The 18,285-nt window shown below is 61.0% G+C and carries 21 protein-coding genes; 13 read left to right on the forward strand and 8 right to left on the reverse strand.

Annotation, left to right across the window (positions count from 1 at the left end; translation table 11 throughout):
• Positions 1-56: 56 nt before the first annotated feature.
• The 3 genes from C5F71_RS12595 (at position 57) to C5F71_RS12605 (ending at position 2,918) form a co-directional block, all read left to right on the forward strand.
• Positions 57-818: a Slam-dependent surface lipoprotein gene (locus C5F71_RS12595; RefSeq protein WP_166647881.1), complete on the forward strand. Its 762-nt coding sequence runs from the start codon at positions 57-59 to the stop codon at positions 816-818.
• A 93-nt stretch (positions 819-911) separates the two neighbouring features.
• Positions 912-2,411 (forward strand): surface lipoprotein assembly modifier, encoded by a 1,500-nt coding sequence (locus C5F71_RS12600; RefSeq protein WP_104911233.1) that lies wholly within the window; start codon positions 912-914, stop codon positions 2,409-2,411.
• A gap of 99 nt (positions 2,412-2,510) precedes the next feature.
• Positions 2,511-2,918, forward strand: coding sequence for an SMI1/KNR4 family protein (locus C5F71_RS12605; RefSeq protein ID WP_029290059.1), 408 nt, complete (start codon positions 2,511-2,513; stop codon positions 2,916-2,918).
• 55 nt (positions 2,919-2,973) lie between these two features.
• Here the strand turns inward: C5F71_RS12605 and C5F71_RS12610 are convergent, their stop codons facing one another.
• Entirely contained in the window at positions 2,974-4,737 is a 1,764-nt protein-coding gene (locus C5F71_RS12610) for a cation:proton antiporter (RefSeq protein WP_029290060.1), read from the reverse strand.
• A gap of 292 nt (positions 4,738-5,029) precedes the next feature.
• Between C5F71_RS12610 and C5F71_RS12615 the strand changes: the two genes are divergently transcribed.
• On the forward strand, positions 5,030-5,512 hold the full coding sequence (locus C5F71_RS12615) for an acyl-CoA thioesterase (RefSeq protein WP_029290061.1): 483 nt from the start codon (positions 5,030-5,032) through the stop codon (positions 5,510-5,512).
• Positions 5,513-5,628: 116 nt separating this feature from the next.
• Here the strand turns inward: C5F71_RS12615 and pdxY are convergent, their stop codons facing one another.
• A complete protein-coding gene (gene pdxY, locus C5F71_RS12625; protein WP_032856675.1) occupies positions 5,629-6,501 on the reverse strand; it encodes a pyridoxal kinase PdxY in 873 nt (290 codons plus the stop codon).
• Positions 6,502-6,616: 115 nt separating this feature from the next.
• Between pdxY and C5F71_RS12630 the strand changes: the two genes are divergently transcribed.
• Complete coding sequence (locus C5F71_RS12630) at positions 6,617-7,009, forward strand: DUF3301 domain-containing protein (protein ID WP_029290064.1); 393 nt, start codon at positions 6,617-6,619, stop codon at positions 7,007-7,009.
• On the opposite strand, the gene C5F71_RS12635 is transcribed toward C5F71_RS12630, so the two are convergent.
• Genes C5F71_RS12635 through dksA form a run of 4 tightly spaced genes read right to left on the reverse strand, consistent with a single transcriptional unit; the run spans position 7,003 to position 10,294 of the window.
• Positions 7,003-7,965 (reverse strand): GTP-binding protein, encoded by a 963-nt coding sequence (locus C5F71_RS12635; protein ID WP_104911235.1) that lies wholly within the window; start codon positions 7,963-7,965, stop codon positions 7,003-7,005. The genes C5F71_RS12630 and C5F71_RS12635 overlap by 7 nt on opposite strands.
• A gap of 45 nt (positions 7,966-8,010) precedes the next feature.
• The gene (locus tag C5F71_RS12640; protein WP_029290068.1) at positions 8,011-8,655 is read right to left on the reverse strand and encodes a DUF1826 domain-containing protein; all 645 of its coding nucleotides are present in this window, start codon (positions 8,653-8,655) and stop codon (positions 8,011-8,013) included.
• Positions 8,655-9,863, reverse strand: coding sequence for a zinc metallochaperone GTPase ZigA (gene zigA / locus C5F71_RS12645; protein ID WP_070996650.1), 1,209 nt, complete (start codon positions 9,861-9,863; stop codon positions 8,655-8,657). Before zigA ends, C5F71_RS12640 begins: the two co-directional genes overlap by 1 nt.
• A gap of 26 nt (positions 9,864-9,889) precedes the next feature.
• Complete coding sequence (dksA, locus tag C5F71_RS12650; protein WP_029290072.1) at positions 9,890-10,294, reverse strand: RNA polymerase-binding protein DksA; 405 nt, start codon at positions 10,292-10,294, stop codon at positions 9,890-9,892.
• A 126-nt stretch (positions 10,295-10,420) separates the two neighbouring features.
• Here dksA and C5F71_RS12655 point away from each other — a divergent pair, with 126 nt between their 5' ends.
• Positions 10,421-10,789, forward strand: coding sequence for a glutamine synthetase (locus tag C5F71_RS12655; protein ID WP_104911236.1), 369 nt, complete (start codon positions 10,421-10,423; stop codon positions 10,787-10,789).
• On the opposite strand, the gene C5F71_RS12660 is transcribed toward C5F71_RS12655, so the two are convergent.
• Positions 10,786-11,961, reverse strand: a complete 1,176-nt coding sequence (locus tag C5F71_RS12660) for an N-acetylmuramoyl-L-alanine amidase (protein ID WP_104911237.1) — start codon at positions 11,959-11,961, stop codon at positions 10,786-10,788. The genes C5F71_RS12655 and C5F71_RS12660 overlap by 4 nt on opposite strands.
• A gap of 81 nt (positions 11,962-12,042) precedes the next feature.
• Here C5F71_RS12660 and folE2 point away from each other — a divergent pair, with 81 nt between their 5' ends.
• Genes folE2 through C5F71_RS12695 form a run of 7 tightly spaced genes read left to right on the forward strand, consistent with a single transcriptional unit; the run spans position 12,043 to position 17,679 of the window.
• Positions 12,043-12,939, forward strand: a complete 897-nt coding sequence (gene folE2 / locus C5F71_RS12665) for a GTP cyclohydrolase FolE2 (protein WP_104911238.1) — start codon at positions 12,043-12,045, stop codon at positions 12,937-12,939.
• The gene (locus C5F71_RS12670) at positions 12,936-13,604 is read left to right on the forward strand and encodes a metal ABC transporter ATP-binding protein (RefSeq protein WP_104912618.1); all 669 of its coding nucleotides are present in this window, start codon (positions 12,936-12,938) and stop codon (positions 13,602-13,604) included. Before folE2 ends, C5F71_RS12670 begins: the two co-directional genes overlap by 4 nt.
• A complete protein-coding gene (locus C5F71_RS12675; RefSeq protein ID WP_104911239.1) occupies positions 13,604-14,470 on the forward strand; it encodes a metal ABC transporter permease in 867 nt (288 codons plus the stop codon). The genes C5F71_RS12670 and C5F71_RS12675 overlap by 1 nt, the downstream gene beginning before the upstream one ends.
• 11 nt (positions 14,471-14,481) lie before the next feature.
• Complete coding sequence (locus C5F71_RS12680) at positions 14,482-15,360, forward strand: metal ABC transporter substrate-binding protein (protein WP_104911240.1); 879 nt, start codon at positions 14,482-14,484, stop codon at positions 15,358-15,360.
• The gene (gene hisI, locus C5F71_RS12685) at positions 15,357-15,782 is read left to right on the forward strand and encodes a phosphoribosyl-AMP cyclohydrolase (protein ID WP_104911241.1); all 426 of its coding nucleotides are present in this window, start codon (positions 15,357-15,359) and stop codon (positions 15,780-15,782) included. The genes C5F71_RS12680 and hisI overlap by 4 nt, the downstream gene beginning before the upstream one ends.
• The gene (locus tag C5F71_RS12690; RefSeq protein ID WP_029290088.1) at positions 15,779-16,339 is read left to right on the forward strand and encodes a DapH/DapD/GlmU-related protein; all 561 of its coding nucleotides are present in this window, start codon (positions 15,779-15,781) and stop codon (positions 16,337-16,339) included. Before hisI ends, C5F71_RS12690 begins: the two co-directional genes overlap by 4 nt.
• A 2-nt stretch (positions 16,340-16,341) precedes the next feature.
• On the forward strand, positions 16,342-17,679 hold the full coding sequence (locus tag C5F71_RS12695; protein ID WP_104911242.1) for a dihydroorotase: 1,338 nt from the start codon (positions 16,342-16,344) through the stop codon (positions 17,677-17,679).
• Positions 17,680-17,759: 80 nt separating this feature from the next.
• On the opposite strand, the gene C5F71_RS12700 is transcribed toward C5F71_RS12695, so the two are convergent.
• Positions 17,760-18,281, reverse strand: a complete 522-nt coding sequence (locus C5F71_RS12700; RefSeq protein ID WP_070996636.1) for a DUF3617 domain-containing protein — start codon at positions 18,279-18,281, stop codon at positions 17,760-17,762.
• Between the last annotated feature and the right edge of the window lie 4 nt (positions 18,282-18,285).

The following is an 18,285-nucleotide window of genomic DNA, read 5'->3' on the forward strand; positions in this document are numbered from 1 at the left end:
AAATTGGCAAACGCTTGACGTGTTGACTTAATTTAAATCACTCAATGGATGATGAAATGAAATCTTTCAACTACACAGTATTGGCAATGGCACTTCTGGGTCTGGCTGGCGTTGCTCAAGCAGCCACTTCTTCTGGTCAAAGTTACGATGGCACGATCGTCGTTGACGGTTCCAGTGGTTCAGGCTCAACCAATCACCCAGGTTCCGCGGGCCAGCCGGCCATTGGCGTTAAGGCTTTTTACAACGGCACGAAAGTCGCTTTCAGTGGTTTGAAAGGCATGGCTGCCACCGATGCCAATGGCGTCTCCACTATTACTACCGCGATGATGCCACCCTCTCACTCCACACTGGGCAACTTCGATTTCAAACAAGTTGCCAACCAACAGGTGTACTACGGAGAGTGGTCCCAGACTGGTGCTAACAATGACCCAAGCCGTGTCGTGTACTACTCCGGCGATACCGCTGGCCGCGTACTGCCAACGGCCAGCGTGACCTACGCGGTACAGGGCATCAACAACTACTCCGGGGCTAACGTGCTGTCTGGCGACCTGACCGCATCCTTCGGCACAGCGGCCCCGACTCTGGTCGGTTCGCTGAGCAACAGCACGCTGAAGGTCCAGTTGGCGGCCAACATCAACACCGCCGACGCCAGCTTTGCCGGCAACGCTGCAGCGCGCGATGCAGTCACTAATGCAAGCCTCTCAACCGGCACCACCCAAGGCAGCTTCTTCGGCGCAGGCTCCACCGCGTCGCTGGCCGGTATCGCCAAGTTCTCCGATCGCAACTACGACACCGCTTTCGGTGGCGTCGCCAAGTAATCGCCGGTTGAACCTGTTGTAGCACCACCCAAGCAAGTGCCTGCCCCCAGGCACTTGCTTTTGGCGTTTTGAAGCGATCCCGAGAGCCCGGTAATGCCCCAGCCCTACTGCAAGCGATCCCTCACGCTCCACGCTTTACCCTTTTCCCTGCTGCTGTTCATGGCCCCTGCGCTATTTGCTGCCGACCAGGACACCAGCTTGCGTCTGAACCAGACCATCGAGTACCGCGCCAATCAGCAAGAGCGCGAGTTGCTCAAGGATGAATTGCCCAGCGACGGCGCCGCGCCACTCTTGAACATCGACGGCCAGGACTACACCGTCGGCAACAACCTGGATGAATTGGGCCGCGCGGTGTACGTGTCCCTCTCACGCCAGAACTGGCCACAGGCCAGGGACTATCTCAAACGCTACACCGCCCTGCCCGGCCACGATCCGATGCTCACCGCCTATGCCAAGGGTGGCCTGGCCCGCGCCGATGGCGACCTGGAGCAAGCCGAAGATTATTACCGCCAATTGCTGGCGATACAGTCCGACTTCCTGCCGGGCCGCCTGGAGCTGGCGCGGGTGCTGTTCGAGAACCGCAAGGATGGCGAGTCCAACGCCGTATTCCAACAGATCAGCAGTGGCCTCAGCCCCTCCGACGCGCAGGCCATGGGCCTGGGCAAGACCGTCGACAGTTTCAAGCAGGCCCTGGATCACCGCGAAGACTGGCAAGGCTCCTTCGCCATTGGCCCAACCTGGGGCAAAAACCTCAATCAGTCCCCCGAAAGCACAGTGACGTATCGCTACGTCACTGCCGAAGAAACCATTCTGGTCCAACGCTCGCTGCCCAAGGCTGTGTCTGCCCACGGCGCGGATTACGAGGCCACGCTCAACAAACGCATCGCCCTCAGCGGTCATCACGGGGTGTTCATGCGCTCGCTGTTGTACGGCCAGGCGTATGAAAAGGAGAGCAAGTACAACGAAAGCACCCTTATCAACAACGCCGGCTACAGCTATCACGATGCGAAAAACCAGTACTCCCTCGGGCCATCGTATGAGTTCAACACCATCGCCGACAACGCCATGTACAGCGCCTGGGGGTTGCGGGGCGAATGGATTCACACGTTATCGGCTACGCGCATGTTCAAGCTGGAAGGCGAATACAAGGACATGGCCTACAAGCACGACCTCAACAGCAACCTCGACGGCGGCATTAGCTCGGTCTACGCCACTCTGTGGCAGGCCCTGCCCCAGCGCTGGACGTTGTTCGGCGGCGTCGACCTGAGCCAGCGCAACGCCCGGGATCGCACCCAGGCTTACCTGCAAAAAGGCGTGCGGCTGGGCGTCGCCAAGGATTTCGAGGTGGGAGTCAGCGCTGTGCTGTTCGCGTCATACCGCAAACGCCAATACGATGCCTACAGCGCCATTGTCGATGACCGACGCAGCGACGATGAACAGGGCTACACCTTTATCCTGCGCGCCCCACGCCTGGCGGTGATGGATGTGGTGCCCAGTCTGACGGTCAAATACAACAAGGTCGTAAGCAATGTCGACTGGCTTTATTCCTACGACAAAAACAGCATCAGCCTAAAGCTGGAAAAGCAGTTTTAACCGTCTTCACCGGGTTTTCTATTTCGCGGTTGCACTTATAGCGAGCTACTGTATAAAACGCCCCTATAAACCGCGCCATCTAGCATGAGGATCCCGGCCGTGGAAGAAGTTATCGAACAATTGCGTGAAGCCAACGAACCGGTACCGGTTCCTCTGGAACTGCCCGACGAAGACCAGTTGGTGGAAGTCGAAGAACAGCTGTTTATCAACATCCCGTTTGTGTTCAAGGAATTCCTGCTGACCGTCAGCGATGTGGTGTACGGCAGCCTGGAGCCGGTGACCATCACCGACCCACAGTCCCACACCTATCTGCCGGAAGTCGCGGCCAATGCCTGGGATATCGGCGTGCCTCGCGAGTTGATCCCGATCTGCCAGGACGGTGACGATTACTACTGCGTCGAGGAAGACGGCACGGTAGTGCTGTGGTCCGGCGAAGAAGAGCTGGTCACCGAAGAGTCCTGGGAATCGGTGTGGCACTGGGCGCGGGACGTCTGGCTGGAAAGCTGATCTCACAAACCCTGCGTACGGCTCCTACGGTGAGTCGTTCGCCAGAGGGTGGTGCTCAGTGCTCCGGGGTGTCCTTGTGGTTATCCAGGGTCTCCAGCAAGGCCACTTGCATGCGCGTATGTATGCGGATGAACCAGCGCCAGAGCACTGCGGCCACCGCAGCCGTGACCACGGCAATCAACACCAGCAGCTTGTTGGTCGGCAGGATACTGGCCGACAGGGCCGCTAATAGCAGGAAGATCACCAGCAGCGAGAGGATCGGGATCAGTTCGGCAATCACCCGTCGCACGCGCTGGGTATGACGCCCGGCCATTTCCGGCTTCACGCTCATCTCCGCCAGCAACATCGACAGCGCCTTGAGCTTGCGATACGCGGCGATCAAAAATGGCAGCGACAGCAACAACGCACCGCCCCAGATCAATGCCTTCTGCCAACTCGGATCACTGATCCAGCCTTCCAGATACCCGCCAATTCGTGCCGCGAAGAAACTACCGGTAAAGAAAATCGCCACCACCAGTGCCAGGTTCACCCCTACCTGCAGGATGATCTTGCGGATCATCGACGCCAGCATCGCGCCCTCGCCTTGGGGCGAAATACTGCGCAGCCATTCGCCATACATGCCAAACACCCGGCTCAGGCGCTGCGGCATCACCGCTGCGATCTTCAATGACAACGGGTCGGCGCCACGGATCAGGTACGGCGTCAGCAGCGTGGTAATCGCGGAAACCGCCACCGCCACCGGGTAAAGAAAGTCGCTGGTGACCTGCAAGGTCATCCCAAGCGCCGCAATGATGAAAGAAAATTCGCCAATTTGTGACAGGCCCATCCCGACCCGCAACGAAGTCCGGCCGTCATTGCCGGCGATAAACGCGCCAAGGCCACAGGACAGCATCTTGCCCAGCACCACGGCTACGGTAATGACCGCAATCGGCCAGGCGTATTGCAGCAGGATCTGCGGGTCGATCATCAAGCCGATCGCCACGAAGAAAATCGCGCTGAACATGTCGCGAACCGGCTCGATCAGACGCTCGATTTTCAGCAGCTGCCGGGATTCGGCCATGATCGCGCCGATCAGGAAGGCGCCCAGCACCATGCTGTATTCGAGCTTGACCACCAGCAGGCAAAAACCGAAACACAGGCCCAAAACGGTGATCAGCAGCATCTCGTTGCTTTCGAATTTGGCCACGTAGGCCAGCAGCCGAGGCACCAGCAGAATGCCGATCACCAGGGCCACGATCATGAACAGCGAGAGCTTGCCCACCGTGGAAAACACCTCGCCGGAGCTGACCGTGCCGCTGACGGCGATGCTCGACAACAAGGCGATGATGCCGATACCGAGGATGTCTTCGACGATCAGCACGCCAAAGATCAGTTGGGCAAAGCGCTGGTTTTTCATCTTCAGGTCGTTGAGCGCCTTGACGATGATGGTGGTCGAGGAAATCGCCAGGATCGCGCCGAGGAACAGCGAGTCCATGGTGTTCCAGTCGAACCATTGGCCAATTTCGTAGCCAATCCAGATCATCAGGATGATTTCCATGAAGGCCGCGATAAACGCCGTGGCCCCCACTTTGAACAGCTTGCGCAGGCTGAACTCCAGGCCCAGGCAGAACATCAGGAAGATCACCCCCAGCTCGGCCAGGGTCTTGATGGTGTCTTCATCGTGGATCAGGCCGAAGGGCGGCGTGTGCGGGCCAATGATGAAGCCGGCGACGATGTACCCCAGGACGACCGGCTGCTTGAGACGATGGAACAGGATAGTCACCACCCCTGCCACGAGCATGATCACGGCCAAGTCCTGGATAAAGCTGATGGCGTGCATGGCGAGGGGCTCCTTGAGGGTACTGGCACTGTCCCGATTTCCACGCGGCCGCTACAACGGCGCGAAATGTGCGGAAGGAAAAGTCTGCCTTAATCGTAAGAAATGCCCTTGAAATGGGCTTTTCAAGGGTAACACCGCGACTTCCGGCAGAAAGCCGGTGCAATATATGGAAACAGATCGCCTTGGGCGTGACGGCAAACCCCGTCCCGGCGTCCCGTAAGGGATGGCGCTGTAATGATTCCAGCATCCGCAGAGGTGCCCCCCAACCAATGCCTACAACCGTGAGTGTGCTATGGAACCCGGAAACGCCCAGCTGTCGATGACGGTATTGATGACCCCTGACATGGCCAACTTCTCAGGCAATGTCCACGGCGGCACCCTGCTCAAGTACCTCGACGAAGTGGCCTACGCCTGCGCCAGCCGTTATGCCGGCCGCTATGTAGTTACGCTGTCGGTGGACCAGGTGATTTTTCGCGAGCCGATCCATGTCGGCGAGTTGGTGACGTTCCTGGCGTCGGTCAACTACACCGGCAACACTTCGATGGAAGTGGGGATCAAGGTGGTCACCGAAAACATCCGCGAGCGTTCGGTACGCCATACCAACAGTTGCTTCTTCACCATGGTCGCGGTCGACGACGACCGCAAACCGGCCGCCGTGCCGGCGTTGCAGCCACAGAACAGCGAAGACAAGCGCCGGTTTATCCAGGGCAAACAGCGCCGGCAGATCCGCCAGGAGCTGGAGAAGCGCTACCAGGAGATCAAGGCTGACGTGTAAACCCAATCAAAATGTGGGAGCGGGCTTGCTCGCGAAGACGGTGTACCAGTCAGCACATGTATTGACTGATACACCGTCTTCGCGAGCAAGCCCGCTCCCACATTGGGTGGGTGGTGTCAGAGGCTGATCGGCGTGGCTTCGAAGCGTACGCGCGGGTGGGCGATGCGGTCCTGGGCCCGCACCAATTCCAACTCGTAACTGGCGCACGCCTGGGTTTCCAGCAGGACTTCGTGCACAGCCGCCGCGGTGAACTCAAAGGCCGCCAGCAGGCTGTCGCCCAATAGCACTCGTGCCAGGAACAGGCCCGACGTCAGGTCGCCCACCCCCACCGGCTGGCGCGGGAATGCCAGCAGCGGCCGACGCAGGTGCCAGCTGCCTTCGGCAGTCACCAGCAGCATCTCGAAACCGTCCGCCAGCTTGCCCGGGTAGTCCAGGTGCTTGACCAAAACCGCTTTGGGCCCTCGCGCCAGCAGGGCCCGCGCCATCCCCAGGCAATCGAACAGCGACTGCGGTTTACGCCCGGAAAAACTGTCCAGCTCCAATTGGTTGGGGCACAGGAAGTCGGCCATGGCCACCGCTTCGTCCAGCAGAAAATCACTGACTTCCTGGGGCACGATGCAGCCTTTTTCCGGATGGCCCATCACCGGGTCACACAGATACAGCGCCTTGGGGTTGATCGCCTTGATACGTGCCACGCCGGTCAGGATCGCGCGGCCTTGGGCGGCGCTGCCCAGGTAGCCGGACAGCACGGCATCACAGTTGCCCAGTTCGCCAATCGCCGCGATCCCCTCTACCAGAGCAGGAATTTGCTGCGGCGCCAACACTTCTCCCGCCCACTGGCCATACTGGGTATGGTTGGAGAACTGCACGGTGTTGAGCGGCCAGACATTCACCCCGACCCGCTGCATGGGAAACACGGCGGCGCTGTTGCCGGCATGGCCAAAGACCACGTGGGACTGGATCGCAAGCAGATGAGGCGTACGTTTCATGCGGGGACTTCCGTAAAACCGTTAAATTCTGGCCGCGCAGTATGCGACTAAAAGCAGCCTGTACGACAGACCGGAGACACAGTTAAGCTGGCCTTACTTTGTTGGAGCAAATCGCATGCTGACCCTGGGAAATATCTTTGTGCTGATGTTGCTGGCGGCGGCTGCCGCCTGGGTGTGGCACAACCACGGCCTGCGCGAGCGGGCGTTGGAGAGGGTCAAACAGCATTGCGCCAAGCTCGATATCGAACTGCTCGACGGCGCCGTGGCTTTGAAACGCATCGGTTTCGTCAAGGACGCCAACGGCCGTCGGCGTTTGGCGCGGGTCTATAACTTCGAGTTCACCGTGACCGGCGAAGCCCGCCATCCCGGGACCATCACTCAGTTTGGTGCCCACAGTGCGCAGATCGAACTGGCACCCTACCCGTTTGAAATAAAGACGCCACCGCCCAGTGCCGAAGTGATTGAACTAAGCCAGTGGCGCCAGGAGCACAGCAAGACCCGTCACTGACGGCAATTGGCCAAGGCTGTTTGCAGCATGGCTGCGTCCTGTTGCTCACTGAAAATCAACTCGATACGAGAGTCCCGGCGCCATTCGCTGGGCTGCCAGGTGAGTGTGGAGTTATCCACAGCGTTGGCCGAGACCCAGCCATCGGCATTGTGGATAACCAATTTGGCGCGCTGCCAGTCCAGGCTCTCCAGCCATTGCCGGACTTTGCAGGTGTCGAACTGCTGGCTCGGATGCCAGCGCCAACCGATGCTCCACGCACCCGCCTGGGCCTGGTGCAGGCAAATCGGTACGCAGGGATCGCTCCAGACGGCCGGAATCTGCCCCAGCCCCTTGGGTGTCTCGAAGTTATCCACAGCCGCCCGCGCCTGCGCATCAAGCCCCGGCAGCCGGGCCAATGGCAGTTGCGCCTGTCGGGTCCAGAAAACCTCGCAAGCCGGCAGCGACCTTTCAATCTCACCGCGCTGTACGGCATCCAATCCTTCATCCTTGTTCAGCACCAGCAGCCCGGCACTGGCCAGAGCTTCACGCTGGGACTCGGGCAACGGCCTGCCTGCCGCCAAAGCCTGGGCGTCGAGTACCAGCACGCAAGGCTGGACGGCCAGCGCGGTTTGCCAAGGCGCCTGGCGCAACTGCTCAAGCAATTGCGCCGGATGGCCAAGCCCCGAGGGCTCGATAAACAGCCGGTCAGGCTTGGCCTTACGCAACAATCGACCCAGGCCTACCTGGAACGGCGCGCCATTCACACAACACAAGCAGCCGCCGGCCACCTCACCGAGGGCAATGCCGTCGTCATCCTGGGTCAGCAGTGCGGCATCCAGGCCAATCTGCCCGAACTCATTGATCAACACCGCCCAACGCTCATTGGATGGGCGCTGGGCGAGCAGGTGCTTGATCAGGCTGGTCTTGCCTGCCCCCAAAGGGCCGGCAATCACATGGGTGGGAATGTTCTGCAGCATCGTGGACATTATTCAGGCCGTGTAGAGACGCTTGATCCTACCCGGTTATGCCAACCAATCCAGCGTCAGAATCAGCCGCCGTTCGTTGGCGGCCAACGCCGGCGAGCGATGAATCAAGCCGTAGCCTTCATTGCCGCGCCACTTTTCGCCCTTGAGCAGGGCGACTTCGCCACAGTGGATCTGCTCGATGCGCTCGCTGGGTTCCGCGTCTGCCTGGCTCAACTGGCGGCGGTCCATCACCCCTTCGCGCAGCCACTGACTACCGATGCCGGCATAGGTGGTGATCAGGCGCACGGGCACGTGATCGACATGAAAACGCGGGCACATGGCCTTGTCCAGCAGCCTCAGCCGCACGCCGATGCGCTTGGCCCCCAACAGGCAGGCAAAGGCGCTGACCAGCCATGCCACATCGGCGATAAACCCGTCGTAACCTTCAAGGTCACGACAGCCTGCGGCCAGGCCCAGTAAGTTGGGCTCAGCTTCTTCGCTGTCCAACTCCACCACAAGCGACTCGGCAAGCGGCTCGTTCAGCGAGACCAGCAAGGCGCCAAACTCGGCGATATGCAGCGGCAACTGGCGTTGCCACAGCGCCAGGTTGACGCCGTTGTCCAGGATGTCGGCCAGCGCCAGCGGGGTTTCCCCACGGGTCTGGCGAATGACCGGACGCAGTTGAATCACAGGTGCCAGCATCAGGCGGCTGCCTCCTCGTACCAAGGGCCAAAAGGGTCGACCAGCAGGCGCCAACCATCGACGCCCAGGGCCATTTCATCGTCGGTCAGCAGGCACCCATCCAGTTCAGCGCGCAGTTGCGCAAAATCGATGTTCTGCCCGATAAACACCAGTTCCTGGCGGCAGTCGCCGGTGCTCAGTTGCCAGTTGCCCATGATCGCCGCGACGCTTTCCTGGTCTTCGGGCCACTGGCTCTTGGGCACAAAGCGCCACCACCGACCGGCAAAACCATGGCGCATCAGGCCACCGGCCTGGGACCAACTGCCGGCATCGCGATGCTTGCTGGCCAGCCAGAAAAAACCCTTGGAGCGCAGCAATTTGCCGTTGCTCCACGGGCGGTCGATAAAGTCGAAAAAGCGCTGGGGATGGAATGGCCGACGCGCCCGATAGGCCGTGGAGGCAATGCCATATTCCTCGGTCTCCGGCACATGCTCGCCGCGCAACTCCTGCAACCAGCCCGGCGCCTGGGCCGCGCGCTCGAAGTCAAAACGCCCGGTATTGAGGATCTCGGCCAGCGGCACCTCGCCCATCACCATGGGAATGATGCGTGCCTGGGCATTCAGGCGTTCGAGGATGGCCACCAGTTCTTCACGTTCGTGGCTGCTGATCAGGTCGATTTTGCTGACAAGGATGACGTCGGCAAACTCGATCTGTTCGATCAGCAGGTCGGTGATGGAGCGCTCGTCGTCCTCACCCAGGGTTTCGCCCCGGGACGCCAGGCTTTCAGCCGCCTGGTAATCGAGCAGGAAGTTCATGCCGTCGACCACAGTGACCATGGTGTCGAGCCGTGCGATATCCGCCAGGCTCTGGCCGTTCTCATCGCGGAAAGTGAAGGTTTCCGCCACCGGCAGCGGCTCGGAAATGCCGGTGGATTCGATCAGCAGGTAATCGAATCGCCCTTCCTTGGCGAGCTTTCCTACTTCGATCAGCAAGTCTTCGCGCAACGTGCAGCAGATGCAGCCGTTGCTCATCTCCACCAGCTTTTCTTCGGCGCGATTGAGGCTGACGTCACGCTGGACAGCGGCACCATCGATGTTGATTTCGCTCATATCGTTGACGATCACCGCCACCCGCAGGTTTTCGCGGTTGCGCAGGACGTAATTGAGCAGCGTGCTTTTGCCAGCGCCGAGAAATCCGGACAGCACAGTAACGGGTAGTCGGTCGGTCATCAGGTGTTCCTCATCAGGTTGGCCGGTCAAATCGCCCGTTGATGGCGTTCGCGCAGCTCTTCACGTTCTTTGGCTTCGATACACAGGGTGGCCGTGGGCCGCAGCAACAGGCGCTTGAGGCCAATCGCCTCGCCCGTCTCGCGGCACCAGCCGTATTCACCGCGAGCGAGGTGCTCGAGGGCTTCATCAATCTTGTCCAGCAGCTTCTTTTCCCGCTCCAGCAGGCGTAGTTGCCAGTGGCGCTGTTCTTCGGCGCTGCCGACATCGGCGGGGTCGCTATTGGGCTCCTGCTCGCGCAGCACCATGAACTCGGCATCGATGCGCGTTTGCAGGTCAGAGCGCTGGGCCAACAACAGCTCGCGGAAGAAGGTTTGCTGGGCCTCATTCATATAATCGGCGGGCGGCTGGGCGAGCAGGTCTTGTTCAGTCATGGGGGTGGTTCACGGGTCAGGCTGTTTTTTTATGTTATAGTATAACAATGCAAATAAGCCAATCCCCTCTTGCCCGCCACGACGAAGGGCGCAATCCTTGAGCCCGTCCATTCCCCGAGAAGCCTTATGAGATATGTGTTGTGCGGCGTGTTGCTGCTGGTTGCGAGCCAGGCCAGTGCCCAAGTGCCCAACGCCCTGGCCACCTGCACGCGCAGCGCCACCCTGTTGGCCTGCATTGATGCCCAGGGCAATGCCTACAGTGCCGCGACCGTAGGCAACACCACGTATTTGCGCGGGTTCGAGGTAGACGGCAAACGCTACTGGGCGCAGACCAACAGCCGCTATGGCCAGTTGACGTTCTTCACCGGGCTGGCCTCCGATGGCGAGGCGTGGGTCGGCTATACGCGGCGCGTGGGCTGGACCACGATCAACCGGTTTTCCAGCTCCGGCGGTTCCAGCGCCAAGTTCACTTGTAGCCGGATCAGCGGTTGCTAGGCCTGGCCTTTTTGCTGCTCTTGGGCCCAGGCCATGTAGCTGTTGATCGGTGGATTCTTCTGGAAGTAACGCTGCAATCCCTCAAACAGGCCATCCGCGATTGCCTGTTGATGGCGCGCGGTAACCAGCCGCTGGCTGTCGCGGACGTTGGAGATAAAGCCCGTCTCCACCAGGATCGACGGCACGTCCGGCGACTTGAGCACCGCAAACCCCGCCTGCTCCACCCGCTTTTGATGCAGCGTGGTGATACCCGCCAGGCTACCCAGCACGGCATTGCCTAGTTGCAGGCTGGCGGCCAGGGTGGCGCTCATCGACATATCAAGAATGACCCCAGCGAGCATCGGGTCCTTGTCCTTGAGGTTGAGCAGGCTGGTGGCGCCCAATAGATCTGCGCCATTTTCCCGCTGCGCCATGAAGCGCGCGGTCGCCGAGGTGGCGCCGCCTTCGGACAAGGCATACACCGAAGCCCCTGACGCGGTCAGTCGCGGCGCCGCATCTGCGTGGACCGAAATAAACATATCGGCCTTGTAGCGCCGGGCGATCTCCACCCGTTTGCGCAGCGGCACGAAGAAGTCATCGTTGCGGACCAGCTTCACGGTAAAGCCCTTCTCGCGTTTGAGCCGCTTGGCCAGCAACTGCGAGATAGCCAGCACCACGTCTTTTTCCCGCTCACCCTTTGCCCCAACCGCGCCGGGGTCCTTGCCACCGTGACCAGGGTCGACCACGACGATAATGTCGCGCTTGGGATGCGCCTTCTCCACCGGTGCTTGGCGGGCGCCGCTGCTCAGGTCCAACACCAGGCGATGCCCCTGCCCATCCTGCGGCGGCAGGACAAAACTGTTGAGCTGCATCGGTTGAGCCAGATCGAGAACGATCCGTGTCCCGCCCGCACTCAGACGCCCTGAGCGAATCGCAGTAATGCCAGTGTTGGCCAGTGCCAATTGGCTGAAATCCCCGCTCAGGCCTGCGCCGCTCAAGTCAATGATCAGCCGCTCGGGCGCGTTCAGGGAAAAGGTGCTGTAGCTCACCGCACCACTGAGGTCGAACACCAGTCGCAGCTTGTCGTTGGAGCGCCACAGGCGCGCATTGCGAATCTGCGTCGCATGCACCGCAAAAGGCAAAGTAAACACGGCGCTGGCCAGCAGCAGGCTTAGGAGTTGACGTCTGTGCATGACACTCACCGCAGAAAAATAATCGTCGATCTAATTGTTATACTATAACATGTCGCTTTATATCCAACGATGGACCTGCTTATGAATGCGCTGACTCTGCCGGATATCGCCGCGCAGGCTTCTCGCCAAGCCTTGCCACTCGACTGGGTGGGCATGTGTGGCATTGCCCTGCCAATCCTGATCGACGGCCAACGTTTGAGCGCCAAGGCCGATGCAGGAGTAAGCCTGGACGATGGCGAAGCGCGCGGCATTCATATGTCGCGCTTATACCTGGCGCTGGAAATGCTTGAGTCACAAGACCTGCAACCAGCGCTGCTGCGTCAGGTGCTCCAGCGTTTTCTCGATAGCCACGAAGGCCTGTCGAGCAGCGCGTACCTGCGGATTCATACCGACTTGTTGCTCAAACGTCCTGCGCTGGTCAGCCCGCTCGCCGGCTGGAAGAGCTATCCAGTGAGCATCGAAGCGCGCCTGGAAAAGCAGATGTTCCACGTGGAACTAAAAATTGACGTTACTTATTCCTCAACCTGCCCTTGCTCGGCTGCCCTCGCCAGGCAGTTGATTCAGCAGCAATTTATCGATGACTTTGCCAACACAACGCTGCAACACGAAGATGTGCTGGCCTGGCTTGGCAGCGCCAAAGGGATCATCGCCACGCCGCACAGCCAGCGCAGCACTGCGCAATTGCTGGTGGCTCTGCAAGCTGGGCAACCCGCGCTGCCACTGACTGAGTTGATCGACCACGCCGAAGCCGCCCTCGGCACCGCCGTACAGACCGCCGTCAAACGTGCCGATGAGCAAGCCTTCGCCTTGGCCAACGGCCAGAACCTGATGTTCTGCGAAGACGCCGCCCGCCGCCTGAACCTGGCGCTGCAACGCTCGATCGCGGTGCAAGCCTTTCACGTCAAAGTCATCCACGCCGAAAGCCTGCACGCCCACGACGCCGTGGCCGAAACCCGTTGGACGAGGGCTACCACGTGATCCGCTGCAATGCCCTGCGCTGGGGCGCACCAGGCCAACCGCTGACGCCGGCCATTGATATCGAACTGGGCAAAGGCAGCCTGACCGCTGTTATCGGAGCTAACGGGTCGGGTAAAAGCAGTTTGTTGAAAGTCATCGCCGGCCTGCAAAAGCCCCTAGCCGGCAAGGTCACTCTGGATGTTCCACGGCGCGGCGGCCTGTCATACCTGGCGCAGCAGCAACACCTGGACCGACAATTCCCCATCAGCCTGCAAGAGCTGGTAGCCGCCGGTCTATGGGGCACCCAACACTCCCAGCAGCAACGCAGCCAGCGCTTGCAAACGGTACTGCGAGACTGGTGCCTCAGCGGTCTTGAACTGCGCCCCTTGATGGCCCTGTCCGGCGGTGAGTTGCAACGCGCCCTGCTCGCCCGTCTCAGCCTGGCCCAAGCGCCTGTGTTGTTGCTGGATGAACCCCACGCAGCACTCGATGAGCAAGGCCAGGCACTGCTGTGGAAACATATCCACGCCTGGCATGCCGAAGGCCGCACCTTGGTGGTGGTCTGCCATGACTTGGCCGCTGTGCGCCAACACCTGCCGCAAGCACTGCACATCAAAAGCAGCGGCTGCGTGCTCGCACCCAGCACACAGTTGATCCTTCAGCAGCCGCAGATGCAGGTCGCCTGATGCACCTCGCCGCCCAACTGTGGATGCCCTTCAACGACTTCGTGTTTATGCGTCGCGCCCTGCTCGGTGGCCTGCTGCTGGCGTGTAGCACGGCGCCGCTGGGGGTGTTCCTGATCCTGCGGCGTATGAGTCTGATCGGCGATGCCGTGGCCCACGGCATCCTGCCCGGCGCCGCACTGGGCTTCTGGTTTGCCGGCCTGAGCCTGCCGGCACTGACCCTCGGCGGTCTCGGCGCCGGGTTGGGCATGGCCGGCCTCGCCGCGTGGATCACCCGCCGCACCGGCCTGCGCGAAGACGCCAGCCTGGCTGCGATCTACCCGATTTCCCTGGCGGCCGGTGTGCTGATCCTCGGCCTGGCCGGCAAGCGCCTGGACCTGCTGCACCTGCTGTTCGGCTCGGCGCTGGCGGTAGACGGCCCGACATTGACCGGCATGGTGTGGGTGTCCGGTTTCAGCCTGATCGCCATGGCGCTGATCTACCGGTTGCTGGTGCTGGACACCCTCGACCCGCTATTCCTGCAAACCGTCAGCCGCCTCGGGCCTTTGGCCCATGGGGTGTTCCTGACCCTGGTCGTGCTGAACCTGGTGATTGGTTTCCAGGCCATCGGCGCCTTGATGGTGGTCGGCCTGATGATGTTGCCCGCGGCAGCGTCACGCTTCTGGAGCCGGCGGCTGCCGATGTTGATTGCAGTCTCGGCCGTGCTGGGATGCCTGTCGGTATGGCTCGGGCTGTTGCTGTCGTTCTACTACTCGCTGCCCAGCGGCCCGGCGATTGTCCTGGTCGCTGGCGGCTTGTACCTGCTGTCCGTGGTGCTGGGGCCGGTACATGGCTTGCTGCGCCGCCCGCCCTTGCTTACATCCCAATGAGGTGTTTTCCGATGCGCGCTCTACTCGTGCTGTTCAGCGTCCTGCTCCCGCTGTCGTTCGCAAACGCCCAGGACAAGCTCCAGGTGGTCACCAGCTTCAGCATTCTCGCCGACATAACCCAGCAGGTCGGCGGGAAGCATATCCAGCTCAGCAATATGGTCGGCCCCGACGCCGATGCCCATACCTACGAGCCGTCCCCGGACGATGCCAAGGCGCTGCTCAAGGCCCGTGTCATCATCAAGAACGGCCTGGGCTTCGAGCCGTGGCTGGATCGCCTGATTACCAGTACCGAGACCCCGGCCACAGTGGTCAACGCCAGCAAAGGCGTGATCGCTCGCACGCTGGAGGAAGACGGCGAGAAGATCCCTGATCCCCATGCCTGGCATAACCTGGCCAACGCCGAAATCTACGTCAGCAACATCACCCAGGCGTTGATCACTGCCGACCCGGCCAACAAGGCCGACTATCAACACAACAGCCAGGCATACCTGCAGAAAATCTACCGCCTGCTGGCCGAAGCCAAGGCCAAGTTTGCCGCGCTGCCTGCGGGCAATCGACGCATCGTCACCTCCCACGACGCCTTCGGCTACCTGGGCCAGGCCTACGGTATCGACTTCATGGCGCCCCAGGGTTTGTCCACCGAGCGCGAACCCTCGGCGGCCGAAGTCGCCGCGTTGATCACGCAGATCCGCCAGGCCCACGTCAAAGCGGTGTTTATGGAAAACATCAAGGACGCGCGCCTACTCAAGCAGATTGCCGAGGAAAGCGGCGCCCATATCGGCGGCACGTTGTACTCCGATGCACTGGCTGCCAAAGGCCCGGCCAGTACTTTTACCGGGTTGTTTGAATACAACCTCAACACTTTGTACAACGCCTTGGGCACCCCATGACACTGTCGATGCTCGAGTTGGAAGCCGCGCCCATCGGCAGCCGCTTCCCCCTGGCCCACGTACTGGATGCCTTACCGTGGAACCGCGACGGCCTGATCGCGGCCATCGCCCAGCAACAGCGCAGCGGTGAGGTATTGATGCTGGCCTGGATGAACCGCCAGGCCCTCGATGAAACCCTCGCCAGCGGCCGCGTCTGCTACTGGTCACGCTCGCGCCAGCGATTGTGGCGCAAGGGCGAAAGCTCAGGGCACATCCAACAGTTGATAGAAGCGCGCCTGGATTGCGATGGCGATGCCGTACTCCTGATCGTCGATCAACAAGGCCCGGCCTGCCACACCGGGCGCCCGACCTGTTTCTACAACGCGATTGAACACGACCAGGTGCATATCCTCACCGCGCCCCTCAAGGAACCCGCAGCATGATCCGCAAGAACCCTTCCGGCGATCTGCCGGTCATCGCCGAGTCGGCCTACGTCGATAAAACCGCAATCATCTGCGGCAAAGTGATCATCGGCGAAAACGTATTTGTCGGCCCCTATGCGGTGATCCGCGCCGATGAAGTCGACGCTACCGGCGACATGGACCCGATCACCATCGGCGCCAACTCCAATATCCAGGACGGCGTGGTGATCCACTCCAAATCCGGCGCGGCGGTAACCATCGGCGAGTTCACTTCCATCGCCCACCGCTCGATTGTCCACGGCCCCTGCACCGTCGGCGACCGGGTGTTTATCGGCTTCAACAGCGTGCTGTTCAACTGTGTGGTGGGCGATGGCTGTGTGGTGCGGCACAACTCGGTGGTCGATGGCCGTGATTTGCCCGCTGCGTTCTATGTGCCATCCACCACGCGAATTGGCCCCAACACCGACTTGTCGCAGTTCCCGCCAGTGAGCGTCAGCGCCTCGGAGTTTTCCGAGGACGTGGCGCGCACCAATGTCGACCTGGTGCGCGGCTATAAAGCCCTGCAAAACGAGTTCTGAACATGAGCCGCCTGCTGATCCGCAATGCCCGCCTGGTGAACGAAGGGCGAGAATTCGACGCCGACTTACTGGTCGCCAACGGCCGTATCGAAAAAATCGCCAGCAGTATCCAGGGGCAAAGGGCTGACACCGAGATCGATGCCCAAGGCCAATGGCTGCTGCCGGGCATGATCGACGACCAAGTGCACTTTCGCGAACCCGGCGCCCCGGACAAAGGCAGTTTCTACAGCGAATCGCGCGCGGCGGTGGCCGGCGGCATCACCAGTTTCATGGACATGCCCAACACCCAGCCCGCAACCCTGACCCTGGAAGCACTGGCAGACAAGAAGCGCCGCGCGGCGCTGCACTCGGTGGCCAACTATGGGTTTCACTTTGGCGTCAGCAACGACAACCTCGACACCGTGGCTGCCCTCGATCCCCGGCAGGTCGCCGGGGTGAAGGTATTCATGGGTGCCTCCACCGGCAATATGCTGGTGGATGACCCAAGGGTTCTGGAGCGCCTGTTTGCCGAGGTACCGACGATTCTCCTGGCACACTGCGAGCACACGCCCAGCATCCAGGCCAACGAACAGCGGCTGCGCGATAGCTTCGGCGAGCAGATCCCCGCGGTGGCCCACCCGCTGATCCGCGACGCCCAAGCGTGTTATCGCTCCTCATCCCTGGCCGTGGAACTGGCGCGCCGCCACGACACGCGTCTGCACGTGCTGCACCTGACCAGTGCCCGAGAGCTGTCGTTGTTCGAAGACAAGCCGCTGGCAGAAAAACGCATCACCGCCGAAGTGTGCCTGCATCACCTGCTGTTCGATGACCGTGACTACGCGCGCCAGGGCCATCAGATCAAATGCAACCCGGCGATCAAGACCCGCGCCGACCGAGATGCCCTGCGCCTGGCACTGCTGAGTAATCGGCTGGATGTGATCGGCACCGACCACGCACCGCATACCTGGGAGCAAAAACAGCGGCCGTACCGTGAGGCGCCGGCGGGGTTGCCCCTGGTGCAGCACGCGCTGCCAGCCTTGCTGGAGTTGGTGGCTGACGGGCTGTTGCCATTGACTGTGCTCGTGGCGAAAACCAGCCATCGCGTGGCCGACCTGTTCGCCATTCCTGACCGGGGTTATCTACGCGAGGGCTACTGGGCCGACCTGGTACTGATCAGACCCGAACCCGAAGGCATGCCGGTAAGCAGCCAGCCGATCCTCGCCCGTTGCGGCTGGACACCGTTTGCCGAGCGCAGCTTTCGCCACAGTGTGAGTACCACGTTGGTGTCAGGGCATTTGGCTTGGCATGACGGTCAGGTGATCAACAGTTGCCAGGGGCTGCCCCTGCACTTTTTGCGCTGACCAAATGTGTAAGAGCCGGCTTGCCGGCGATGGCGATCTTGAGGGCGCCATCGCCGGCAAGCCGGCTCCTACAGGGGGCTTCAGGCGCGAGGTTTTACCGTGCCGCAGTCGCTGCCCAACCATTGGGCCTGAGTATCGAGGCTGCCGTTCTGCTGGATACCGGTAGCGTTGAAGGTGCCGTTGACTGAGGTGGTGAATGCCTTCTGGCTCTGGAACGTGGCCACGCCAGAGCCTTGGGCTTTCGGGCAACTGAAACGGAATTTCCACTGGTTGCCAGTCTTATCGGTCACCTCTTGCTTGCAACCCGATTGCGGGTCGGTCAGCGGGATGGCGTCGGAGGCCACCTGGGCCGGCGTCAGGCACACCTGCACGCCTTTGCCGGCCATGGTAATGCCTTGTTTTTCCAGCATGGCGCGCTGTTCCGGGGTCATCTGTTGCTTCAGTTGACCGAGGATCAACGATAAATCCGGCAGGTTCTGGTTATCGACTTTCATGTTGCTGGTGGTCAGTTCCCACAAGCCCGGCGCCAACATCTGCGCCTGCGCCGCCACCGGCAGCGTCAAACCAACAACCATGGCCAAACCAAGCAGACGAGCATTCATCGGG

Origin of the sequence: Pseudomonas sp. LG1D9 (genome assembly GCF_002949995.1) — a bacterium.
Taxonomy (GTDB): domain Bacteria; phylum Pseudomonadota; class Gammaproteobacteria; order Pseudomonadales; family Pseudomonadaceae; genus Aquipseudomonas; species Aquipseudomonas proteolytica.